This window comes from Pseudomonas sp. 8 R 14, assembly GCF_900005955.1.
GTDB lineage: Bacteria > Pseudomonadota > Gammaproteobacteria > Pseudomonadales > Pseudomonadaceae > Aquipseudomonas > Aquipseudomonas marginalis.
Genome location: NZ_CVTH01000036.1, coordinates 22,097 through 46,198, shown reverse-complemented (window position 1 = coordinate 46,198; position 24,102 = coordinate 22,097). Strand labels below are relative to the sequence as shown.

15 protein-coding genes are annotated in these 24,102 nt (G+C 62.9%); all 15 read right to left on the bottom strand.

What is annotated here, in order from left to right:
* On the bottom strand, positions 1-5,435 hold a 5,435-nt coding region (locus BFQ01_RS06635; RefSeq protein WP_065924689.1), incomplete at its 3' end, for a two-partner secretion domain-containing protein.
* Between the two features lie 29 nt (positions 5,436-5,464).
* Positions 5,465-7,186, bottom strand: coding sequence for a ShlB/FhaC/HecB family hemolysin secretion/activation protein (locus BFQ01_RS06630; RefSeq protein WP_065924688.1), 1,722 nt, complete (start codon positions 7,184-7,186; stop codon positions 5,465-5,467).
* A gap of 455 nt (positions 7,187-7,641) precedes the next feature.
* The gene (gene pgaD / locus BFQ01_RS06625; RefSeq protein ID WP_065924687.1) at positions 7,642-8,124 is read right to left on the bottom strand and encodes a poly-beta-1,6-N-acetyl-D-glucosamine biosynthesis protein PgaD; all 483 of its coding nucleotides are present in this window, start codon (positions 8,122-8,124) and stop codon (positions 7,642-7,644) included.
* Between the two features lie 2 nt (positions 8,125-8,126).
* Entirely contained in the window at positions 8,127-9,467 is a 1,341-nt protein-coding gene (pgaC, locus tag BFQ01_RS06620; RefSeq protein ID WP_027608081.1) for a poly-beta-1,6-N-acetyl-D-glucosamine synthase, read from the bottom strand.
* A gap of 2 nt (positions 9,468-9,469) precedes the next feature.
* Positions 9,470-11,467: a poly-beta-1,6-N-acetyl-D-glucosamine N-deacetylase PgaB gene (pgaB, locus tag BFQ01_RS06615; RefSeq protein ID WP_065924686.1), complete on the bottom strand. Its 1,998-nt coding sequence runs from the start codon at positions 11,465-11,467 to the stop codon at positions 9,470-9,472.
* A gap of 12 nt (positions 11,468-11,479) precedes the next feature.
* A complete protein-coding gene (gene pgaA / locus BFQ01_RS06610; protein ID WP_065924685.1) occupies positions 11,480-13,960 on the bottom strand; it encodes a poly-beta-1,6 N-acetyl-D-glucosamine export porin PgaA in 2,481 nt (826 codons plus the stop codon).
* 300 nt (positions 13,961-14,260) lie between these two features.
* Positions 14,261-15,757, bottom strand: a complete 1,497-nt coding sequence (locus tag BFQ01_RS06605) for a YdgA family protein (protein WP_065924684.1) — start codon at positions 15,755-15,757, stop codon at positions 14,261-14,263.
* 251 nt (positions 15,758-16,008) lie between these two features.
* Positions 16,009-16,641, bottom strand: coding sequence for a hypothetical protein (locus BFQ01_RS06600; protein WP_027608077.1), 633 nt, complete (start codon positions 16,639-16,641; stop codon positions 16,009-16,011).
* Positions 16,642-16,722: 81 nt separating this feature from the next.
* On the bottom strand, positions 16,723-18,165 hold the full coding sequence (locus tag BFQ01_RS06595) for an efflux transporter outer membrane subunit (RefSeq protein WP_065924683.1): 1,443 nt from the start codon (positions 18,163-18,165) through the stop codon (positions 16,723-16,725).
* A complete protein-coding gene (locus BFQ01_RS06590; protein ID WP_027608075.1) occupies positions 18,162-19,052 on the bottom strand; it encodes an efflux RND transporter periplasmic adaptor subunit in 891 nt (296 codons plus the stop codon). The genes BFQ01_RS06595 and BFQ01_RS06590 overlap by 4 nt, the downstream gene beginning before the upstream one ends.
* Positions 19,049-19,258, bottom strand: coding sequence for a DUF1656 domain-containing protein (locus BFQ01_RS06585; RefSeq protein WP_012721577.1), 210 nt, complete (start codon positions 19,256-19,258; stop codon positions 19,049-19,051). Before BFQ01_RS06585 ends, BFQ01_RS06590 begins: the two co-directional genes overlap by 4 nt.
* Positions 19,255-21,333, bottom strand: a complete 2,079-nt coding sequence (locus BFQ01_RS06580) for an FUSC family protein (protein ID WP_065924682.1) — start codon at positions 21,331-21,333, stop codon at positions 19,255-19,257. Before BFQ01_RS06580 ends, BFQ01_RS06585 begins: the two co-directional genes overlap by 4 nt.
* Positions 21,330-21,740, bottom strand: coding sequence for a MarR family winged helix-turn-helix transcriptional regulator (locus BFQ01_RS06575; protein ID WP_065924681.1), 411 nt, complete (start codon positions 21,738-21,740; stop codon positions 21,330-21,332). Before BFQ01_RS06575 ends, BFQ01_RS06580 begins: the two co-directional genes overlap by 4 nt.
* Before the next feature lie 325 nt (positions 21,741-22,065).
* Positions 22,066-22,311: a DUF2789 domain-containing protein gene (locus BFQ01_RS06570; RefSeq protein WP_065924680.1), complete on the bottom strand. Its 246-nt coding sequence runs from the start codon at positions 22,309-22,311 to the stop codon at positions 22,066-22,068.
* A 33-nt stretch (positions 22,312-22,344) separates the two neighbouring features.
* Entirely contained in the window at positions 22,345-23,949 is a 1,605-nt protein-coding gene (locus BFQ01_RS06565; RefSeq protein WP_065924679.1) for a glycosyltransferase family 39 protein, read from the bottom strand.
* Between the last annotated feature and the right edge of the window lie 153 nt (positions 23,950-24,102).

Below are 24,102 nucleotides of genomic sequence, written 5' to 3'. Positions count from 1 at the left end.
CGCCCAACCGCCAAGCTCTTGGAACTGTCCTTACTGGTCTGACTGGCCGTCTCCATCCCCGAAGTAACGGTGACATCAGCCCCACTCAACTCCATGTTCTTGGTGCTCACCAGATCACTGGCCACCACCTTCAACTCACGCCCCGCCGTCAACGACACATTGCCCGCGCTCGAACCAATCGTGCTGCCGGTCAAGGTCATTTCATTGGCCGTGCCGTTGTGCTTCGAGCTGTTTATGTACAGCTTCTGGTTGCCGGTCATGTCGTCCAGACCGAGCTTGTTGCCGGTCAGCACGCCGGTGAGGTCGCGATTTTTTTCCTTGTGCATGTCGATGCGGGCGAAGGTGTTTTGCGCCGCGTCGATGGTCAGGTCGCGGCCGGCCTGGACGGCGAGGTCGCCGGTGCTGACCAGGTTGGAACCGGTGACCGTGGCATCGCGTTTGGCCGCGACGGTGACGGTTTCGCCGGAGACCATGCTGCCCAGGGCGGTGGTGCGTTTTTCGTCGACTTTGTCCTGGACTTTGCTCGACTTGAGGCCGCCCCAGCTGCTTTTGCTTTCCTTGCGTTCGTGGCGGGCGCTGTCGGCGTTACTGACGGCGAGGATGTTCACGTCCTGGCCGGCCACCAGTTGCGTGGCGCCTTTTTCAGCAGTGACGGCACTCCCAGCCAGCAGCAGGTCGGCACCGGCGACGACTGTGCTGTTCGTCCCCGCGCTGACAAGGCTGCCAACGTTGTTCACGACGTCAGTTTCATCCAGGCGGAATTTCTTGCCCTGGGAGGTTTTCTTGGTCTTGCTGTAGAAGCTGTAGTCCTGGTCTTGCGCGGCTTTGAGCTCGAGGTTTTTGCCGGATACCAGGTACGCCTCGTTGCCGGCATTGACCTGGCTGGCGACCAGTTGCAGGTTCTGCCCGGCGCTCAGGGTGGCGTCGCCGCCGGCCTTGATCACGCTGGACACTTGCTGCACGTGGTCTTCGATGCTCTTGACCTTTTTCGTGTTGGTCGTGGAGTGCTGCTCGTTGGCCGCCGCAATGGCGTTGAGGTCGCGGGTGGCAATCAGGTTGACGTCGCGTTTGGCATTGACCTGGCTGGCCACGGCGCTGATGTCGCGGCCGCCAATCACATGCAGGTCGCGGCCGGCCTCGACCACCGAGCCTTGCTGGGCGATGGTGGTGAAACTGGAGCGGTTGCCGATGGCGCCGCTGTCGAGGCTTTTCGAGGCGGTGATGTTGACGTCGCCCGCCGCCTTGACTGTGGCATCGGCACCGCTCTTGAGCACGCCGCCGACGTTGTTGATGTTGCCGCCAGCCTGCATGGCCAGATCGTTGGCCGATTCGATGCGCGCGGCGCTGTCGACGAAGTCGCTGCGTTCGGTGCGGTAGCTGCTGGCGCTTTCGTGGGTGGTGACGCTGCGTTCGTTGAGCAGGTCGGCGCCGGCGGCGAGGTTGACGTTGCCCGCGCTGATCACACCGCCTGCGCGGTTGGTCAGGTTGTTGCCGCTGAGCAGGTCGAGGCGACCACCGGCTTCCATCAACCCACTGTTGGTGAGGTTGCTGCCGACGTTCGCCAGCAGGTTGCCGGTGGCGCGCAAGGTGCCGGCGTTGTTGAGGTGGCTGCCGGTGATCAGGTTGACGTCGGTGCCGGAAATCAATGCACCGTTGGGTGCCAGGCGGTTATTCGCCTGGGCCAGGTACAGCACCGGCACCAGCACTTGTTGCCCGGCGACGGTGGCGTTTTCCAGCCACACGATGTCGTGGGTCAGGGCAGCGACTTGTTCGGCGGTGAGGCTCACGCCTACGGACAAATTCAGGGCGCTTTTGCTGCTGATGGCGTTGTCCATCAGGTGCTTGAACAGGTCGGCGTCGCTGGTCTGGCCATCGATGAAGCGCTGGCCGGTGCGGGCGAGCACGGCTTGCTGGATCAGGCGTTGTTCATAGAAGCCATCGCCCAGGCGACGTTGCGCGGTGTCGGGGTCGTAGCCCAGCTTGGTCAGCATGTAGTCCGAGCTCATGAACTGGCGCATGTCGGTGAGCAGCGGGTTGGTTTCGATCAGGTACTTGTGCGGGTTGGCCGCGAACTGGCTGGTGGGCAGGCCTTTGGCGCCATCGCTGTCGTTGAGGTGGAACAGGCCGTTCTGGCCGGTGGGCAGGTCGAAGCCGGGCAGGCCCAGCGGGTTGACCTGTTGCTGGGCAACGTCCGGTGGCAGTTGCGCGTTGAGGCTGACCAGGGTCGAGTAGCCCGGCGCCTTGGTGTTGGCGCCGCTGCCGACGTAGGTGTAGCCACCTTGCACGACGCTGTTGTCGATGCCGGCCTGGGCTCTCACGTCCACACTGCCACCGGCCTGGATGACGGCGGCGTAGCTCTGGTCGGGCACCATCAGCTGGGTGGTTTTGCGCAGGTCGGTCTTTTCGCTCTCCATCTTGCCAATGAACGACGCCAGGCCGGCTTCGACGCCGGTCATGTCCTGGCCTGCCGAATAGCGTTGAGTGAAGGCCGCGGCTTCACGGTACCAGCCTCCGGGCTTGCGCTCGCGGGCTGAGGTAAAGACGCGGTCATACTGGGTATCGTGGGTCACGACGCCGACGTTGGTGAGTTGGTTGACGATGGCCGTGAGGTTGACGCCGGCGGCGATGCTACTGCTGCTGTTGAGCAGCTCGCCGCCGGTGAGCAGCATGTTGCCGCCCGAGGTAATGCTGGACGCCGCCGTGGCATCGCTGACGATGAAGTGATCACGCTGGGTAATCTGGAACGGCCGGTTCTGCTTGCCGCCTTCGCAGTCGCCACCGGTCACCCCGTCGATACAGGCGATGGGCGTGATGGAGGCGCTGTAGATGCCGGACTCGGTGGTGAGCACAGTACGGATGTTCTGGATCGTGCTGGCCGCCAGGATCAGGTTGCGCTCACTCTCGATCGTCCCCGAGCTGTTGATGATGCTGGTGGCCAGGCCGCCCTGGCCGTCGCGATCGACACGCAGGTTGCCCATGGCGTAGATCGCGGCGCCGAGGTTTTTCAGGCGGTCGACCTTGAGGTTCATGTCGCCGCCACTGAAGATCAGGCCGTGGTCGTTGAGCAGGTTGTCCACCGAAAGATCCAGGCTGCCCTGGCTGGCGACGCTGCCGCCCACGGTCCAGTCCTTGCCGCTGCCGACCAGGGCGCGGATGCCGAGCAGTTTGCCGGTGGCGGTCTGTTGCAGGTTATCGACGTTGACGGTCAGGCGCCCGGCCTGGATCGCGGTGCTGTTGGTCCAGTTGGCCTTATCGAGGATCAGGTCGCCATTGGTCACCAGGCTGCCGCCGACATCGTCGAGGCTGATGCCGCTGAGGTCGAGTGCCCCAGTGCCCACGTGCAATACCTTGCCGCCGGTGTTCTGGAAGCGGGTGGCGGCGAGGCTCAATTGGTCGTTGGCGGTCTCAAGGCTACCGCTGTTGTTGAGCAGGCCGCCGATGGCGTAGCGGGTCTTGCCGGTGGTGCCGAGGGCGCGCATCTGGCCGCTGTTGGTGAGGCTGGCAGTGTCGACGTCGAGGGCGGTGGCGCTCTCGATCAGGCCACGGTTAACCAGGGCCCCGGTCAGGCTGACGTCGATCCGGTTGCCGGCGATCTCGCCGCCGCTATCCACATTCATACCGGTCAGGTGCACGCGATCCCGAGCAAACAGCGCGCCGCTGCCGTTGTTGAAGTCAGTGGCGTCGATCTGCGCATCACCGGCTTTGGCGGCGATGCGGCCACCGTCGTTGTCGAGGGTGCCGGCGGTAAGGGTCACGCCGGACTTTTCACTGTGGATCAGGCCGTTGCCGCCGTTTTGCAGCAGGCCGCTGGTGGTCAGGGTCAGGCCATCGTTGGCGGCCAGGGTACCGTTGTTGCGGTTGTCGATGCTGTTGGCGAACAGGGTCAGCAAACCTTGGCTGGCGAGCTTGCCTCCCTGGTTGTCAACGTGGGCGGCGCGCTGGATCAGCAACGGGCCGGCACTCGCCAGCTTGCCATTGCGATTGATCAGGTCGCCGATCAGGTCCAGGGTGATTGCGCCGCCACCGGTGAGGCTGCCGGCGCTGTTGTCCAGGGTATCGCCGTGCAGGGTGAAGGCACCGGTGCTGTCGATGATGCCGCCCTGGCTGTTGTCCAGCAGGCCGCTGACGGTGAGGGTCTGCGTGCCGTCGCTGAGCAGGCGACCGTTGTTGCGGTTGTCTACGCTGGCGGCGGTGACGTTCAACACCTGCTTGGCGTTCATGGTACCGCCCTGGTTGTCCAGGGTATTGGCGGTGGCGCCGAACTCGCGATTGGCGATCACCGTGCCGGTATTGCTGATGTGCTGGGCCTCGAGCTTGACGTCGCCGACGGTGTTGCGCGTGTTATCGGCGTTGACCCCGGCCTCGACGATGCCGCTGTTGGTCAGTTGGCCGTTGCTGGTCAGTGTGATGCTGTCGCGGGCGGCGAGGGTCTTGCTGTTTTTCAGGGTGCCCTTGGTCTGTGCCTTGAGGGTGGTGCCCGCGTACACGGCGCCCTTGGTCTCCAGGCTCGCGGCCTTGATGTCCACCGCACCGCTGGCGGCGGCCTGGGCCATGCTCAGGTGGCCGTTGGCGTCGAGCTGAATATCGCCACCACTGGCTGCCAGTGTGCCGTCGAGCTTCACACCCACGCCGGCTTCGGTGCCCACCAGTTTGATCGCACCGGCATACATGCCGCCCAGGGCCGACGAGTCGATGGCCAGTTCCGGCTTGGTGCTGCCGTCGTCGGCGCGCGCGGTGGTTTTCAGGCTTTGGGCGTCGACGTCATTGCGTCCGGCAATCACGGTGAGCTGGCGCGCATTGATCTTGGCGTTGATCTTGGCCGAACGCGTAATGATCTCGAAGCGGTCGACGTTGCTGGCGTTCAAGCCCTGGCCGTCGATGGTCACCGCACCGCCGTCCACCTGGTAGCGGTCCAGGCGCCCGGCCTGGTCAAGAATCGGCTTGCCGGTGGTCAGGGTGACGTTGGGGGTATTGATAAAGCCGCAACCGTTACAGCTCACGCCATACGGGTTGGCCACGATGACCTTGGCGGACTGCCCCGCCACTTCGGTGTAGCCGCGCAACTGGCTGGGGCTGCCGCCGTTGACTTCGTTGAGGATGACATTCGCAGCGCCGCCCTTGAGGTTCGGGTTGCCGACGATGATCCCGCCCAGCTGCGTGCTCTGCACCATGCCCGTGGCGTTGTTGAGGATCACGCCGTTGGGACCGACGTTGTAGTCCTTGAACTGGTTATGGGACAGCCCGCTGCCATTGGGCGTGGCGATGTTCACCACCGGAACGCCGTTGCCCGCCTGCCCGACGGTAGTGCCGGGGCCGCTGACCACGATGCCCTCGGCCTGGGCCAGCAGCGGCTGCCAGAACAACGCGTTGGCCAGGATCAGGGCCAGGCCGCGTTGGCTCAGGCTTTTCAGGGCAGTAACAGGGCGAACGTCCATATTCAAAATCTCAAGGCAGCGGTGTTGAATTACAGGAAGAAATCCAGGCGGAAATAAATCGGCGCTTCGCGCTCGGTCACGACGCCAGGCCTTTCCAGCGAATGGGCAAACGTCACGCTGGTGCTGACGTGCTTGCCACGGGCAAACAGCTCCAGGGAGTTACTCGATACCCGGCCGTGCTGGTCATCGTTGTAGCGATCGTTGCGAATCACGCCCTGGTCGTAGCCGACGCTGGCGCCGTACTCGGCGAAGGCCGGGCGCATCCAGTCGAGGGTCACCGGGCGCGCCCAACGCACTTCGTTGCGCCAGTAGCCGCCGCTGTCGCCGTTCAACTGCTGGTCCTTGAAACCCCGCACCGAGTACGAGCCGCCAAGACTCATGCGTTGCGGCGCGTACAGCACGTCTTCACTGCGCTGCCCGGTGGCCAGGCTGGAAAAACTCAATGACTCGCCCCACAGCGTGAACGGCTGCAGGTAGCTCAGGGTGGCGGTGTATTTGCGGTAGCGCGGCGTGGGCGTGAGGTTGCCGCGGATACGGGTCTGCTCATCCTTTTGCGCATCGAAGGCACCGATACCGTTTTGCATGCCCACATCAAGGTTGACGAACGCGCTGCCGATACGGCGCCCGTGGCTGATACCCACCTGGAATTCGCTGAGGCGGTTGCTGCTGACGCCCAGGCGTGTGTCGTTGATGTAGTTGTTGGTGCGCAAATGAGTGAGGCCGACATTGACCGACGTCTTGCTCACGTCATCGCGATGCACCACACGCTCGGCGCGCAGCTGGTGATTCTGGCTGTCGCCCCATTGCTTGTATTTGAAGTCATCGACGCTGCCCGGCGTGCGGTAATCGCTCTCACTGTAGGTGTAACTGAAGTTCCACCAGCCCCACGGCACGTTGTAGTAGAGCATGCTGTTTTTCGAGGTTTTCTGGTGGTCGCTGATGGCATCGTGGCCGCCGCGCAGGATCAGTTGGTCGGCCAGGCCCAGCGGGCTGTCCCATTCCAGACCCGCGCCCCACTGCTGTTCGCCGGTATTTTTCTGGCCGTCGTTGTTGCGCGACAGGCTGGCGCGCCAGGGTTTTTGCGGCTGGTTTTTGACCAGCACTTCGCTGCCGCCGATCTGGGTGCCGGGGGTCAGTTCCATTTGCGCCTGTTTGGACGGCAAGCGGCTCAGTTGATCCACCAGTTGCTCGACTTCGCGCAGGTTGAGGGCCTCGCCAACCTTGCCGGGAAACGCCATGGCCAGCTCGCGGTCGGTGACCGTGCTGCCCTGGGCGCCCTTCAGGCCTTCGAGTTTGCCTTCGACCACCAGCACTTGCAGGTGGCCGCTGGAAAGGTCCTGTTGCGGCAGGTAGGCCCGGCTGGTGACGCGGCCCTTGGCAATGTAGTAATCGGTGATGACCTTGAGCAGTTCATTGAGCTGCGTAACGCCCAGGCATTGGCCGATATAGGGTTTGAGCAGGCGGTTACGGTCGGCTGCGGAGAGGCTGTCGGCGCCCTTGAGTTCGATGTCCTGGATGGGGAAGCAGCGGGTGTCAGCAGGCTGTGCCGGGGCCTGTGGCTGATTGCTCTTGCCGGGCAGGTCCTGGAGCTCTTCCAGGCGCCGACGCTGCTCTTCGAGAAGCCGGTTCTGGCGGTCGCGGATAAGGTCCTGATCCCCCGGCGTAGGGGCGGCCAAGGCACTGTTGCCGCTCAAATAAGCAAGCAGCAAAGTGCATAGCAAATACCGAGTCCGTGGCAATAAAAAAGACATGTTCGGTCCGTCGAAAATCAGGGGCCGCGAAACTAACATCGAACTAGCAGTAACCCAAGAAACAGAGTCAGTTGCATGTCCGCGCTAGTTATTCACGCAACACATTGATTAATAACAATAAAAAATTATCAAAAAGATACACGGCCTGACACTGGAAATATTATTCCGACAGGCGGCAGCTGTTCTGATAGCGATTCGTCGGAGAACTTATAAGTTGCTATTACTTGGCCATCAAGTTCTTGCCGAGATAAGTTAGTACCGAAAAAAGCAGATAAGTTCGCGGGAGTTTTGTGAATTGGATCGCAATAATCGGGATCGGCAGGGTAAGAGCCCCATGTGGGGGGCGGTGCGACGATTCGACTTGCTCCCGATAGGGGTGTCAGCCAAGTATTCATTAGCTGATCCACCGCAATCGGGGGCAAGCCCCCTCCCACATTGGATTGTGGTTTACACCACTAGCTGGCGTCTTTGTTCTGAGGCGCGCCAGGCACGAGGGTCAAGCCTGGTTTTTCCACGTCGCGGGAGACGTGGGCTTTGACTTCCGACACGCCGCCGTCTTCGTCGTTGTGGATCACCAGTACGCCCGGGCGGCGCAGTTGCTCCAGGTCACCCTCGGCGAGGCTGAAGCTCTCGCTCAGGTTCTTGTCGGTGAGAGCCTTGGCTTCGGCGCGGCGCTGGGCGAACTTGCGCCCCTTGCGTTGCTGGTAGCGTGCCCAGGTGACCAGGATCACCGCGTTGAACAGTGCGATCCACAGGTAGACCTGCAAGGTATTGAGCGCCGCGAAAATCGGCGCCTCGATACGCGGGCCGCCGTGGGTTTCAAGCATCGAAGTGACCCCGCGCGCCAGCAGCCAGACCAGTCCGGCCCAGGCCATCAAGGTCAGGATCACGTCGATGATCCACATCACGGTACTTTGGCGAGTTCTGACCAGTTTCATGCTCAGGCCTCCTCTTCAACAGGTTTGATACCGCGATCCGGGCTGACCCAGCGCGCGCGCTTCTGGTGCTGGTTGAACAGCACCTTGGGGAAACTGACCAGGGTGGTGAACAGGCTGACCAGCCAGAACACCATCGGGTACCACACGGTCCAGAACAGGGTTTTCCACAGGTCTTTCTCGTAGCGGCGGTCGATCAGGATGCTCACCGCAAACTGCACCAAACACACCATCGCCAGCACCAGGCCGGTAAAGGCCGGCGGGACCAGGGAGTCCACCGTGATTGCCGGCGGCAGCACGATGAATTTGCCCAGGCCCCAGAAAATCACCGAAAGCAGGAAGGTGAAGGCCCAACCGGTGGACAGGCAGTATTCGAACAGCAGCGGCCACAGGTAGCGATGGCGCCATTGCCAGATGCCACGGATATTCTTGAACAGCACTTCGGCACCGCCCTGGGCCCAGCGCAGGCGCTGTTTCCACAGGCCACCGACGGTTTCGGGCATCAGGATCCAGCACAGCGCGCGCGGCTCGTAGAAGATGCTCCAGTGATCAAGCTGCAGCTTCCAACTGACATCGATGTCCTCGGTGATCATGTCGGTGCTCCAGTAGTCGATGCGGTCCAGCGCCTTTTTACGGAACGCCACCACCACACCCGACACCGTGAAGATCCGCCCGAACACGCGCTGGGTGCGCTTGATCAAGCCGATGATCGAGGAGAACTCGCCCACCTGCACGCGGCCGATCAAGGTCGAGCGTGTGCGGATGCGTGGGTTGCCGGTGACGGCGCCCAGGCGCGGGTTGTCGAGCATCGGTGCAACCATGTAGGCCGCCGCGTTTTTATCCAGCAGCGCATCGCCGTCGATGCACACCAGGTATTCGCTGCGCGAGGCCACCGCACCCATGCGCAAGGCCACGGCCTTGCCCTGGTTCTGCGCCAGGTGCAGCACGCGCAGGCGCGGATGTTCCAGCGCCAGGGCGTCGAGGACGGCGGCAGTGTTGTCCTTGGAGCCGTCGTTGACCGCGATCACTTCGATGTTCGGGTACAGCTGGCCCAGCGCCGCATGAATGGTGTCGGCGGCGTTATCGCCCTCGTTGTAGCAAGGGATGATGATCGAGATCAGCGGGTTGCCGGCCAGGGTCGGTGCCGGAGTGTCTTCCTCCCAGGGCCAGTGGCGCTCCCAATGCAGCCAGAAGTACAAGCCACCGGCGATCCACAGCGCCGACATGAACAGCGGGTAGAAAAACACGAAGTCCATCAGGAACTGCCCGGTGACCAGGAAGATCAGGCCCAGGGGCACGCCTAATACCAGTGCCAGCACGAATAACGCCAGGATTCTGTCGAACATGGTCAAGGATTCCATTGGTTGGAAAGGGCCGGACGCACAGTCTTCAGGTCCGGGGAATTTTCCAGGAAGTTGTCCGGGTAGTAGCCAAAACTCGTGACACCCTGGCGCTTGAGCACACCCATCCATTCAGCCATCTGCACAGCGTCGATATCCGGCGCGGCCTTGGTGCGCCAGTCTTTGGCCTGCAGTTCGAATACCGTGCGCTCCATCGCGCCAGGACGCGCCTTGACCGTCGCCACCAGCTTCTCCAGCCAGGCATTGGAGGTCTTGTACTCCTGGCCTTCCATCAGCGGCATGGCCATCGGCGCGGTCCAGTCATAGGTCTGGAGGAAATCATCGAGGTTCTGGGCGAACCAGGCCTCGCTCGCCGGGTTGAGCATCGGCTCGGCGAAGATATTGCGCGCGGTCTGCACCTGCGGCCCACCGATGGCGTGGACCTTGGCGGTCAGCTCTTTGGTGAAGTCGATCAGGTAGCGGCTCTTGAAGCGCGTCCAGCGCTGCATCACGGCCGGGTCGGCGCGCAGGGCCTGGATGCTGCCCGGCAGGCCGTTGGCGGCATAGGCCTTGAGCGCGGCGGGGCTGGCGTCTTCGAAGTCAGAGAGCACTGCGTCGTCGTGGTACAGCACGCCGTCGATGGCATTGTTGCGCGCCAGGTCTTCATAGATCTCGCCAATGATCTTGCGCACCTGCGGGTCGAACGGCGACAGGCGTTTATATTGGTCCGGGTCGGTGCCGACCTGACCGGTTTCCGGGTCCCAGCGCGTCACGCGGGGCAGCTTGGGATCGAGGGCAAAACTCAACACCGGCATCCACGCGTACACGGCGGCATGGGCACGGGTGTGCAACTGCCAGGAGACGCGGTTGAACAGGTCGGCGCGCACCGGCAAGTGACGGTTGGGGAAGTACAGTTCGTGCACCAGGCCATCCCCCTTGGGGTCGGCGAAGGCTTGCAGGAACACCGTACCGGCGCCCATGTCCACCACGCGCTGCACCAGTTGGTCGAGGTTGCGCGCCTGCTGGGCCGGGTCCGGGTCGTAGACGTTGTCCAGGTCCACATGCAGCACCCGCAGCGGTGCCGGGGTTTGCACGGCGACGATGCTGTTGGCGAAATGCTCGCCGTCCGGGTCGGAGGCCACCAGGAAGCGCGGGCTGTTCATCAGGTCACTGGAGCTGTCGAGGCCGTCTTCCAGGGTCAGGGCCATCTGGTAGCCCTGCTCGCCGACGATCGCCAGCGAGGTGCCCTTGGCGGCGCCGTACGGCCACACCCATACCCGTGGTTTCTTGCCGGTCACGGTTTGGATCTTGTTGGAGATCGCCGCGACATCCGCACGCAGCCGCGCATCGAACTGCGCCTGGGTTTCATAGCGACCCGTGGCCGAGTCATAGCGCAGCGAGGTCGCCGCCGGCTCGAGGTTGCCCTGGGGGTTGGCCAGGATCCCGGTGTGGCTGGCGTCGGTGTGCGCGGCGATTTCCACCAGGCCCGATTGCGACACTTCGCGGATCTGCTGCCAGGTAAGGAACTCGCCGCGCGGCCGTGGCGAGCCGGCGAAGTCCACCGGTTTGTTCATCGGCGTGTCGATCCAGTAGCCCACCGGCGCCAGCAAGGCCGGCCAGCGATAGGCGCGCAGGATCGGCATCACGCGGGTATAGAAGCTCGAATAGCCGTCATCGAAGCTGAGCATGATGGCTTTGGGCGGCAACGCGGGGCCGCCACGGCGGGCGGCCAGGATCTGGTCAACGCTGACCGCCTGATAGCCGTTCTCCCGCAGCCAGGCCAACTGTTCGATCAATCGCTCGGTGCGCACCGCCACCACGGCCTGGTCAGGATCGCGGTCCGACACGTCATGGTAGGCAATGCCCAGGAAGTGGTTTTTCGGCCACGCCGCTTCGTTGGGCGGTGTCGGCCGCTCGGCGGGGGGAGTGAAAGGTGCGGGTTGCTGGGCGCAGGCACTGGCCAGCAATACGCCCAGAACCAACAAGCAACGGCTGAGGAAGGTCATGGTCAGGCTCTTTTAGAAACGGTAAGTGAGGTCGACGAGCAGACGCAGATCGCGTTCGCGATCCCCGTCATAAGGTCGGCTGATCAGGCTCAGGTTGGCGCCGGCGTCCAGCACGTCATTCCAGCGAAAGCGTTGGCCATAGCCCACCAGACCGATGCCACCGGTGGAGTAATCCCGCTGGCTATACGTACCCGCACCGACCTGGAACTGCTGACTCCACTGGGTCTCGTAGCGGTGATAGAGCACATGGTTGATGTTGAGGACGGGCAACACGGTAAAGTCCGACTTCGGATTGAAGTACACCGTGTCTTCCTTGCTGTTGCGGCTGGCGCCGACTTCCAGGCCCAGGTCCACTTGCACTTTCGGCGAGCTGTAGAGGCCTTCGCGGCCGCTGAGCAAGGCTTCGAAGCGGTCGTTGCCATCGCTGAAATGGGAGGGGCTGAGGGTGAGTTTCCATTCGCGGCTTTCGTTGGCGCGCCAGCGGATAAAGCCGCTGCCACCGTTGGCCGTGACCCCGTCATTCAACGCCCGCAGCGGCGTGGTGCTCAGCAGGTAGCCGAGGCTGCCGCCGTATTGCCAATTGTCGTTGATGTCGCGGGCAATCGACACCGCGGCGCCTTGTTTGGAGCCATCGCCGTAGGAATGGTTGGAGACCTCGGCTTCAATGGTCATGTCGCGGGTACGCCGCTCCACGCCCACGACCTGCCAGCGATGCTGGCCCGTGCCTTCGCTGAAGTCGGCCTTGGCATACCCGGCGCCGGCGAATACACGCCAGTCTTCGTCGATGGGCGGCGTGTAGATCCGACTCTCAATGCCCCAGTCGCGGCTACCCGCGACGGCGCCCGCGTCACTGTCATTGCCCCCGCCAAAACTTTTACCGGTATAGGCCTCGACCCGCAGCTCGGCCATGTCATGCACGTCGCGCAGGCGGCTCAGGCGCTGCACCTGGCGATTGTCCGGGTTGCGGGCGAGCACATCGTCGGTGAGCACGTCGAGCTGGCGCCACTCCTGCAGGTCCATGGCGGTGTAGGCCTGGCTCACTTCCAGGCCCATATCCCGTGGGGCCTGGGCTTCGGTTTCCTTCAGGATGCCTTCGGCACGCCGTGGCAGGTCGCGGGCGCGGTACATGTCAGCCTGGGCCAGGCGCAGGCCGACGTTGCCAGGGGCTTTCGCCACCAGCGCTTCGAGGCCGGCTTCGCTTCCCGGCAGGTCGCCGCCGTAGACGCCGGCCTGGGCCGACAGTTGCTGGGCGTCCATCCACGCGTCGTTGGGGTTGCCGATGGGCAAGCCCTTGAGCTCGACCCGCGGGTTCTGGCTGTTGGCGAGGCCCTTGGCGACCTCGTTGGCGTCCTCGGCTTTATCGCTTTCCTGCAAGGCGTAGAACAGCGCGGTGGTGTCTTCGACCCGATCATCGGGCTCGGCGTCGGTGGCGCTCAGGGCCTGGCGATACAGCGGCTCGGCTTTTTCCGGCTGGCGTTGGTCGAGGTAGGACGCGGCCACCCAGCGCACGGCGTAGGTCGGCAGTTGCACACCTTCGGCCTTAAGCACTTCGTACTCGCGGATCACTTCAGCGGTACGCGCACGGGCCTTGAGTGCGCCCAGGCGGTCGATACGCCAGCGCACCACATCGTCATGGGCGCTGGCGTCCGGGGTCCAGCGGGCGAGCAGTTTGTCGTAATCGGCCAGGGCTCGGTCGGCAATCACGTAGCGTTCTTTTTCGCTGCGGGTGGCGAACTCGGCCATGCGCACACGCTCGGCAGCGAGGTCGCCTTCCAGGCGGCGCTGGGTCACCGGGTCCAGCAGGCCAGGACGCTGGGCCGACAGGCGCAACGCGGCTTCCGGCAGGCGGGCCTTTTGCAGGGCGACGATGTATTCGCGGGCGACGTCAGGCTTGTCGCCCGCGCGGATAAACGCCTGGTCGAACTCGAACAGCGCATCGTAGTTGAGGCCGGCGCGGGTCAGTGCGTAGCCCAGGGCCATGCGGCGGTTAGGATCATCGGGCTTGGCGGCCACCAGCGCGCGGGTGCGTTGCACGGCTTCGTTGGCCTTGCCGCCGTCGGCCTGGGTCAGGGCCAAGCCCAGTTGCAGATCGACATTATTCGGCTCACGCAGCAACGCCTGGCGATAGACAGCCTCAGCCTGGGCCCATTGCCGCTGGTTACGATACGTACGCGCGACGGTGGCGAGCGCCTGGGTGCTGAGGTTGCGATGTTTACCCTGGGCCTCGTACACCTTCAGCACTTCGGCGTCCTGGCCGGCCCAACCGGCGATCACCACATGATCGCTGACCTGGCCTGGCGTCTGGCGTTCGGCAGACAGCTGGCGCAATTGGGTCAGGGCGGGGGTGAAGTTGCCGTTGCGCGCCTGAATAATCAGTGCGTCATAGGCCGGATCGGCCATGGCGAAGGCGGGCATCAGTAATTGGCTGCATAAGGCTGCCCCGACGAGCAGTCGCAACCGGCCTGATGCACTGAGTGGTAGGTTTCGCAACATATCGTGAGCTTCCTTACACACGGAAAGCTGTAACGATAGGTGGTCCTGAGCGAATTGCCGCAGGGTGCCGGCGTCCAATGACCCGGCCTAGCTTTCCTGTGTGAACTATCTCTTAGGAAAGTAGGAAAAAGACCAATCCAAAACAATTGTTCAGAATTGCGCAGCCTATCTGAAATGTGAATGTGGGAGCGGACTTGCCTGCGATAACGGGGTACCAGCCGGCACGTGCGCCGACTGTTTGACCCTTATCGCGGGCACTCCCGCTCCCACATTATTTATTTCCGGGTGATGGCGAAATCTTTACTGTGCGCCGCTGACCGCGCCGACCTTGGCCATCACAAAACCAATGAATTGCTCGACGGTCATCTTCTGGCCGTTGAAGGTCACTTCATTGTTGGCGTAGTGCAACTTGGACACCACGTCGCTGCCGACCAGGGTCGCCAACTGAGTACCGACCGCCATGCCGCTGACCATCTCAGCGGCCATTTGGGACTGCTGCTCGATGGCTTTCGCGTCGCTCACGCCACCGAGTTGCGCTTGCAGGGCGGCAACGTCACCGATCATCGGCTTGGACAAGGTCAGGTTGGCATCCAGCAATGCAATCATCTGCTTGCCCAGCTCAACCGGCGGCAGCTCCATGGACGCTGGCTTGGCCAGGTCCACCAGCAGGTTGAACTTGCTTTCGCCATGGGTGGTTTTCAGGGACAGGTTTTCCACGGCGATCTGCGGCTTGGCGGCCAATACCTGGTTGACGTTCGCTTCGGCCAAGGCTTGCTCGGCTTCGGTCAATTGCAGCTCAGGCGCGGGCTGGCCCGCTGCGGCAGCGGCTTGCACCGGCTGCATCTTGTCCTGGTACAGCTTGGTCAACACCAGCATGGCCGGGATGTCGACGTTCTTCATGCTCAGGGCCATGGCCGCCGAACCCACGGGTTTGCCCTGGTAACCGATCTCGTCGATCTTGTAGTCGACACGGCCGGCCAGGTTGTTGTCCTTGGTTTCGCTGGAGTCTTTCTGCTCGAAGCCTTTGACCGTCAGCACGGCTTTCTGCGGGCCGAAGGTGAACGTGCTGTCGGTCAGCTCAACGGTGTTTTGCCCGGTGTAGAAGCCAAAGGTGGATTTTTCCAGGTTGCTGGCGATGGTCAGGCCAGCCAGTTCGGCCTCGAAGGCGTCGCCCTTGGCATCTACCGCTGCGATCTTGAGGCTGTTCATGAAGCCGTCGGCCTTGACCTTCTGGCCTTCGGCGGTGCTGTCGAAATTCAGGTTGGCGCCGGAGAAGTTCACCGAAGACGTGTCGTCCTTGAACGTCAGGGGCAGCAATTCGATGTTGCCGTTGACCGAGCGGCTGTAGCCGATATTGGCCACGCCCTTGAGCGGCGACACGTCTTTGGCGGCGGCGAACCACTTCTCGGTGGTGGGGTTCTTTTCCAGCTCATAGTGACTGGTGGCCATGACCGGCAGCCATTTGAGCGTCACCAGGCGCGAGAACGGCAGCGGGCCGTGTTCGATATGGTCGACGAAGAGCAATTCGGGATTGGGGTTTTCTTCGCCGAACACCGAGCCTTGGCCCTTCAGGCGGTAGTGCGCGGTGCTGCTGAACACGCCACGCTCCAGGGACACCAGCTCCAGGGCCACGGTGCCATCGACGCCGGCCATGGAGGTCTGCAGTTCCTTGTTGGCGTTCTGGATCGCGGTTTGCAGCACCGGTTCCAGTTGTTTACCGGTGTACCAGGCGCCGCCTGCACTGACGACGCCTACGGCGACAACTAAACCCAAAAGAACGACTGCTGGCTTATTCATGAAGTGACCTGATCAAATCCTGTGAGAAGTGGGCTGTCTTCCTTGAACCCTGTTGGGGTTGGCTCAAGCCCGCCGAAAAATCCGGGAGAGGTTAGCATAGGCTCCGTAGCAGCGGTCGAGCGCAGCGAGGCCGCGTTCGACTGCGAAGCAGTCGTAAAACCACGCACCTTGGCTTATCAAAAACCGTGCGTGCTGGTTTTACGAGGACTTCGTCCTCGAACGCGGCCTCGTTCTACTCGACCACTGCTACGTCAGGAATACTCCAATTCGATCTCGTCGAGCTGGTGGTCAAAACTCTTCAGGCGTGCGGTCCAGGTGTACACCAGCACCTCAAACTCGCGGTGTATCACCGCATTGCCGGGCGTGTCGGACTTGGGGTCGCAGAAGTCCAGTTGGTAGCGCTCACGGGCCATCTGCGTGGCAACGTCGGACAATTCCCGCGCATTATTCAGCCAATGCCGGCCATCGGCGACCTGCCGATCGAGGGCCACACACTGTTTTTTCAGGACTTCGAGGCTTTTTTCCAGGGGCGTGCCGGTAAGGTCGCCCATGACTTCCTGGAAGGTGCGCCCCGGCTGCCAATAGCTGCCCCAGAAATAGCGGTCGAACACGGTTTCGACTCGACGCAGGGCGACCTTGGTGTCCCAGATCGCTACGCGGGTCTTGCCTTGTTCGAGGAGTTTTTTCTTCACGCGCTGGTTCTGGTAGGACGCCCAGGCCACCACGCCGATGGACAGGGAGCCGATCACCAGGCAGGCGCTGTCGAGAAACACCATGGCCTTGTCGAGTTGATGGGCGAGCATGACGCCGTAGAAATACGCGGCCGATAACAACACCAGTGCGAAGAGCACGCACCAGAAAGCGGGAGCATAAGGGTTTTTCATTATTGGAATCCCCATGAGCAAACGCGAGCAGTGTCAGGCGAGTCGTCACGGCGACCCGCCTGTCCAAGCATAGCTATTCGCTCAGGGTTTGCCGGGCTGTGACGCTTGCGTTCGTCCGCTTTCCCAGCCGCCGCCCAGGGCCAGGAACAGATCGATCTGGCTCATGGCAACCTGGGTGTTCGCCGCCGCCAGTTGCGCGCGCATCGCGGTGTAGGTGCGGGTGGCTTGCAGGTCGGCAAGGAACGATTCGCGGCCGGCCTGGAAGAAGCGGTGGGTCTGGTCTGCCGCCTCTTGGGCCGAGCGCTCGGCGTCCGCCAGCGCCTCGCGCCGTTGCAGCACGGCGGTGTATTGCGCCAGGCCGGTCTGGGTTTCGCGGATGGCATTGAGTACCACACCGTCGAAATGCGCCAGGGCGCCCTGGGTCGCGGCTTCGGCTTCGTGGATGCGCGCACGGGCGCCGTTGGTCGGCACCGTCCAACTGATCATCGGGCCGAAGCCCCAGCGGTTGGTCGCCGGCTGGCCGAGGTTGTCGAGCAGGCCCACGGTGCCCACCGTGGCGCCGATGGCGATGTCCGGGTACAAGGCGCCGGTGGCCACGCCGATACGCGCAGTGGCGGCGGCCAGTTGGCGCTCGGCCTGGCGCACGTCGGGGCGACGCTTGAGCAGTGCCGCACCATCGCCCACCGGCAACAATTGAGCGATATGCGGCAGTTCGGCACAGCTGCCGGTGCCCGCCGGCAGTTGGTCCACTGGCTTGGCCAGCAGCATCGACAGGCGGAACAGCCCGGCCTGGCGCGCCGCTTCGTAGCGCGGCATGTCGGCGCGCAAGGATTTGTATTGGGTTTGCGAGCGGGTGACCTGGGTTTCATCGCCACGGCCCGCGTCACGCAGGCGTTGGGTCAGTTTGGTGCTCTGGGCTTGCAGGTCGAGGGACTCGTTGGCAATCGCCAGTTCTTCGTTGGCCGCGCAGACCTGGGTGTAGGAGCGCACCACATCGGCCACCAGGGTGATGCGTGCGGTATCAGCGGCAGCCTGGGCCGCATCGGCGCTGGCCTGGGCGCTTTCGATGCCACGTTGCAAGGTGCCGAACAGGTCGAATTGATACGAGGTGGTAATGCCGACGCTGCCGATGTTATCCACCGGCACTTTGTCCGCCTGCAAAAACGCTTCGCCGGATTCCTGCAGCCGTTGCACCTCGGCCTTGGCGCCGGCACTCCAGCCGCCGGCGGATTCAGCCTGTTGGGTCTGATAACGGGCGCGCTGCAGGTTGGCTGCGGCCACCCGCAGGTCGGTGTTGGAGGCCATGGCCTGGCGTACCAGCTCGTCCAGGCGCGGGTCTTTGTACAGCTTCCACCAGTCGGCCGGCACCGGCGCCGACACCACGTCGCTGCCCTTGCCCGCCAGTTGCCCTTGCAGGTCAGCGCGGTTGACGGCAGACGTTTGCGGCAGCTTGTAATCCGGCCCCACCACTTGGCAGGCCGACAGCAACAACCCCAGCGCAGCGGTTGCCCACAGCGGCTTCATGGCTTGGCTCCGTCATTGGGTTTGTCGCCAATGATCGACACCGTGGCCGTACGCCCGGCGATCATGCGGAAGTCCGCCGGGACATCGTCAAAGGCAATACGCACCGGAATCCGCTGGGCCAGGCGCACCCAGCTGAACGCCGGGTTGACGTTGGGCAGCAGGTTAGAGCCGCTGCTGCGGTCACGGTCTTCGATACCGGCGACGATGCTCTGCACATGCCCGTGCAGGCGGGCGTTGTCGCCGATCACACGGATGTCGACGCCCATGCCGACGTGGATACCGTCGAGCTTGGTCTCTTCGAAGTAGCCGTCGATGTGGAACGAATTGCTGTCCACCACCGACAGCACCGGCCGCCCGGCGGTGACGAACTCCTGGGTACGCGGTGCACGGTCGTTGACGTAGCCGTCCACCGGGCTGCGGATCACCGAGCGGTCGAGGTTGAGTTGGGCCGAGTCCACCGTCACTTGCGCTTCGGCCAGGGCCGATTGGGCGCGGGCAACGCGGGACTGGCTTTCTTCCAGTTGCTCGCTGGGCACCAGGTTGCCGAGGCCACGGTTACGCTTGTACTCGCGGCTTGCCTGGGCCAGGGTTTCCTGGCGGTCGGCCACGGCGGCCTGGGCTTGGCGCAGGGCCAGCTTGAAGCGGTCCTGGTCGACGGCAAATAGTACCTGGCCCTTGGTCACCAACTGGTTGTCGTGCACATCGACGCGCTGGATCAGCCCGGACACGTCCGGCGCGATCTGCACGATGTCGGCACGGATGTGACCGTCACGGGTCCAGGGCGCAAACATGTAGTACATGACCATGCGCCACACAACGACGACCGCGAAGCTCACGATCAACAACGTCAGGACTACACGGCCGATGGTCAAAAAAGGTTTTTTCATGTCATCAGGTATCGACTGAGTGAGTCCACCGCGCCCAGCAACAGCGCGTAGAGCCCCACATTGAACAATGCCCGGTGCCAGACCAGGCGATAGAAGTGGACGCGGGTCAACAGCCCGTGCACCACCAGGAACAACACGTACGTAATGCCCATCAGCACCAGCAGCGTGGGCAGGAACACCCCGCTGATATCCAGATCACCGATCATAAAGGCGCTCCATCGGGTAGCGGCGCTTCCATCTCCGTGCCGCCAATGAATTCCACTCCCGGCAACAACGCCAGGCGCAGGCCGGCCAGCGCGTGCAGCAGGTGCAGGCGGGTATCGGCTTCGTCTTGCAGGGCCTGGCCGTTGAGGGCGCGACGCGTGCGGTCGAGGGTCATCAGCAGACCGCTGGGCGCGGGCAAGCGTTCACCCGCCTTGAGGCAGGCCTTGAAGTAACCGCCCACGCCTTCCACCACCTGGTTGAGCAGCACCCGCGGCACGCCGAGGATGCGCGGCGAATAGGCCAGCAGGTCGAGCAGGTTGAGCGCCACGCGCAGGTCGCGCAGGGCGATGCCAGTGTCCTGGCCGATCATCGCCAGGCGTGGCAGGTGCTGCATCAGGCGGTCAAGCATTTGCACGGCCAGGTAGCGGTGTTCGTTCAGGGTGGCAGGCTCGGTCAGGCCGACGATGTCGCGCCAGCTGAAACGGGTCAGGCGCTTGGCCGCCAGTTCGGCGCCGAAGGGCCGTGCGATCAACGTCCACACAAAGGCGAACAACAGGCCCACGGGCCCGGCCAGGTTGACGTTGGCGAAGTTGAGGAAGTCCGCGTCGTAGGCGCCCTGGATGCTGATGAACGATGAGGTGTTCACCAGCGTCAGCAGCATGCCCAGGTAAAAACGCGGCTGCACGGTCAGCGTGCCGATGCAGATGAACGGCACCGCGAACGCCAGTACCAGCATCGGGAAATCGTGCAGGTTGGGCAGTACCAGGAACAGGTAGAGGCTGGCGAACAGCACCGACATGGCGGTCCAGAAAAAGAACCGATAGATCTGCGGCGCCGGGTCGTCCATAGAAGCGAAAAAACTGCAGGCCACGGCTGCCAGGATCACCGCGCTGCCGCCATCGGTCCAGCCCAGCAGGATCCACAGCACCGACGCGACGATGATCGCGGTGACGGTGGAAAACGCCGAATAAAGCATCAGGCCATGGTCGAGGAACGGCGTGAGCCGGCCCAGGCGCCAGTGACGGTACACGGCGCGCCAGGTGTCCTGGCTTTCGCACTCGATGGCGGCTTGCAGGCTTCGGCAGTCCTGCCACAGGTCGATCCACTCGCCCAGGCGGTAGAGGGCGTTGGAGAACAGCAGTGTGTGGCGCTCGTCCAGCGCTTCGCCTTGGGGTTGCAGGGCGTCGACCTGTTCACGCAGGGCGCGCCAGCGTTCCAGCGGTGCGCTTTCGGTGGTGTTTTCCAGCCACTGCCGGGTGGCTTCCAGCAGCGGCGTCAACTGCTCGAGAAACTGCGGCGCACGCTGTTCGACGGCATACAGCGCATCGTCGAGTTCCTCCACCAACGGCAGCAGGTGGATCATGCGCCCGCGCAATTCCTTGGTATTGCGCACCGTCTGCGGCCGCGCGCCTTCGTGGGGCAACTGGCCGATCATCAATTCAAGGGTATTGAAGGTGGCGACCATGCCGCCGCGCAGGGCGCTGACTTCTTCCGGCTGCACATTGCGGGAAAGAAAGCGCTGGCTGTAGACCTGGGCGTCGCTGAACCACTTGGCCACCGCGCCATCGAACACCGGCATCAGCCGCCGCGGCCAAAACATCGCGCCCACCACCGCCGCGACCGCAATGCCGAGGAAGATTTCCTCGGTCCGCGCCTCGGCCACATCCCACACCGCCAGCGGGTTATCCACCACCGGCAGGGCGATCAGCGGCAAGGTGTAGCCGGCCAGCATCAAGGCATAGTTGTTGGCAGTGCGCAGGTGCATGGAGAGGAACAGCAAGGTGCCCGTCCACAGTGCGATCACCACCACCAGGATGTACGGCGACTGCACGAACATCGGCACAAAAAACACCGCCGCCGCCGCCCCCATCAAGGTGCCGATGGCGCGGTACAGGGCCTTGGAACTGGTAGGGCCGACAAACGGACTGGAGACGATATACACCGTGGCCATCGCCCAATACGGACGCGGCATTTGCATCAGCATGGCGATGTACAACGCGATCATCGACGCGGCGAAGGTACGAACCCCATAGAACCAGTCACGGGCGGGCGGAAAACCGGTAAAAAATCCGTTCAAAGCGTCGCCGCCTCAAAGGCCCGCAGTACACGCAGTGCCGCTTCCATGTCGGCGGTCGCAATGTCCGCCAGCACTTCGCGGCGCAGGCGCACCAGTTGCACCTCCACCGCCTGCACCAACTCGCGACCACGCTCGGTGAGGCTCAGGGCCTTGGCGCGGCGGTCGTGGATGTCTTCGCTACGGCACACATAGCCGTCATGGCACAGCCGGTCGAGCAGGCGCACCAGCGAAGGACTTTCCATCCCGGAGGCCTGGGCTACTTTGACCTGATGCACTCCGTCGCCCAGGCGACCGATCATCAACAACGGCACAGCGCAGGCTTCGGAGATGCCATAGCTCACCAGCGTGCTCTGGCAGATTTTGCGCCAGTTACGGGCGCCCACCACCATGCTGCTGCTGAGGTTCATCTGGAGGTGTTCGAGGGATTGAGGCACTGGATAGTTCGCATACAGTTAGTTTGCTAACTATCAATATGGTGGAAGGATCGGATTGCGTCAAGTTTTGAAACAATTTAGCGGATGGGTGGAGCGATTCAGTGGCAACACCGCAGGACGAATGTGGGAGGGGGCTTGCCCTGATGCCAGTCAGTTAAGCCTACATCGCCTCCTGTAGGAGCGAGCTTGCTCGCGAAAAACGTCAACGATAACGCGTGCTTCCTGAATGAACGCGGCGCCTAGATTTTTTTACTGCTCACCTTTTTTTTTACAAAAACACAATTTCCAAAAGATTTTTTTACACCCCTCGCCCACCCCGCAACATTAGATTCAACTCATCCACCACTTCCGCCCAATCGGCATCGTCCAAGATTTCCTCGCGCAAAAACGCTTTCTGGCTGTCGGTCCAGAAAAACGCATCTGCCAATTTGAGATCCGGCTTGAGTGGCGAATGGGTGGTCACAAACTGATCAATACTGACCGGGTCATCCGGCAGCCCAAGCTGTTTGAACAGTGACGGCAAGCTGTGCACAGGCGATTCCATGACGGGCTCCTGAAAAAAGGTATTTAACCGAGTCTAGCGGCAGGCCTCGGGTTGTGGTGGCGGCACGTTGCACAACACGAACAAACGCGCCCTGGCACCACCACCGTCCTGGCGACTGAGTTCGCGCCAGCCCTGGGGCAGTGGCGCGAAATCGTCCGGCGCTTCGTTGCTGCTGATCAGCCATACGCGGCGGGTGTCGGCGGGCAGTGCCGACAGATGATCGAGGTAGATGCGCCCGCCGTCCTGGTCCACCAGGGTGCCGAAGCCGTAGGCGTTGGGCCGGGTCGGCGTGCCATCGGGCCTGGGCGGGGTGTAGAGCTGCAGTTGGGCGTCGGTCTGGTCGTAATACACATAGCTGAGGTACCACATCATGTCGCTGAGGACGATGCGGTCGTCTTCCTGGTAATTGCGATTGACGAACTCCACCGGCACGTTGAATTGGTCGTGCTCATCCACCGTGAAGTTGTTTTTGAGGCCCACCAGCTCCACGCCGACAAACAGCACGAACAGCGCCGCACCCAGCAGCGACAAGCGCGCAGGCAGGCGGTCGATAGCCATGGCGACAAGGATCGGCAAACCCAAGGCGTACACCGTAAGGTAGCGCTCGATAAACACCGGGGAGATAAACGATACCCCGTAGACCAGCAACAGCGGCAGCAGGAAAAACAGCGCCAGCAGGCAAGCGGGCCGATGGCGTTCGCGGTCTCGCGCGGCAGTCATCACGACCACGGCCATCAGTAACAGCGGGACAAACCAGAACAGCGGTGGCCAGAAGCCGATACCTTCATCCTGTAACACGAACTGCCAGACCATCGAAGGCAGGGAAAACAGGCTGACCGGTTCTTCCCAGCCTATGTCCCCGCCTACCTTGAGTTGTTCGACGTGCTGCACCAGGTCCAGCAGGTTCGGCAGCCACGGTACGTACAACAGCACAATCGCGGCATTGGCTACCCACCAGGCCGGGCGTGCGATCAGCCGTCGGCCTCGCGGCTGCGCCTGCCACAGTACCCCCAGGTAAGCCCAATGCACCAGCACGCACAGGGCGGTGAAGTAATGGGTGTAGAAACCGGCGCTCATCAACGCCACATACATGGCCAGGTAGCGCAGCCGCTCGGGCTGGCGCACCCAGTACACCAGCGCCAGCGTCGCCCCCAGCAGCCACACGCCCAGCAGCGAATACATGCGCACTTCCTGGCTGTAGCGCACCGCCGTGGGCAGCAGCGCCAGCAGGATCCCCGCCAGCACGGCAGCACGCCGGGTAGACAGTTGCCGTGTCAGCCAGACACCCAGGCCCACGGCAACCACGCCGGGGATGGCACTCATGCCACGAATCGACCAGATGCTGTCGCCGAACAGCTCGATCCAGCCGCGCAGCATGAAGAAGTACAACGGCGGGTGCACATCATGAGCGGCGTGAAACCACAGGTCCGCAGCGGCGTATTCACTGAGCAGCAGGCTGGAGCCCTCGTCGCCCCAGATCGCCGCCGAAGTCAGGCGGTAAAACCGCAGGGCCATGGCCAGCCCCAGGATCGGCACCCACCACAGTCGGCTCAGCCAACCGACGCGTTCCCACGTAAGACGATTGAATGCGGGCAACGCCCCGACCTTTTCGTTTTGCTCTACCACAGACCGGCGCACCTCGATTCCCCCCGCTGTTGCCTTGAGTGCCTCAGCGCAAACACCGCCACTCTAGGACAAAAGCACCCGGTTCGCTTCTGGAATCGGACAAATCAGCAATTTGTGTAGGGCTTCACCGAAGCGCCCGCAGGAACACGCTATGATTGCCGCCCT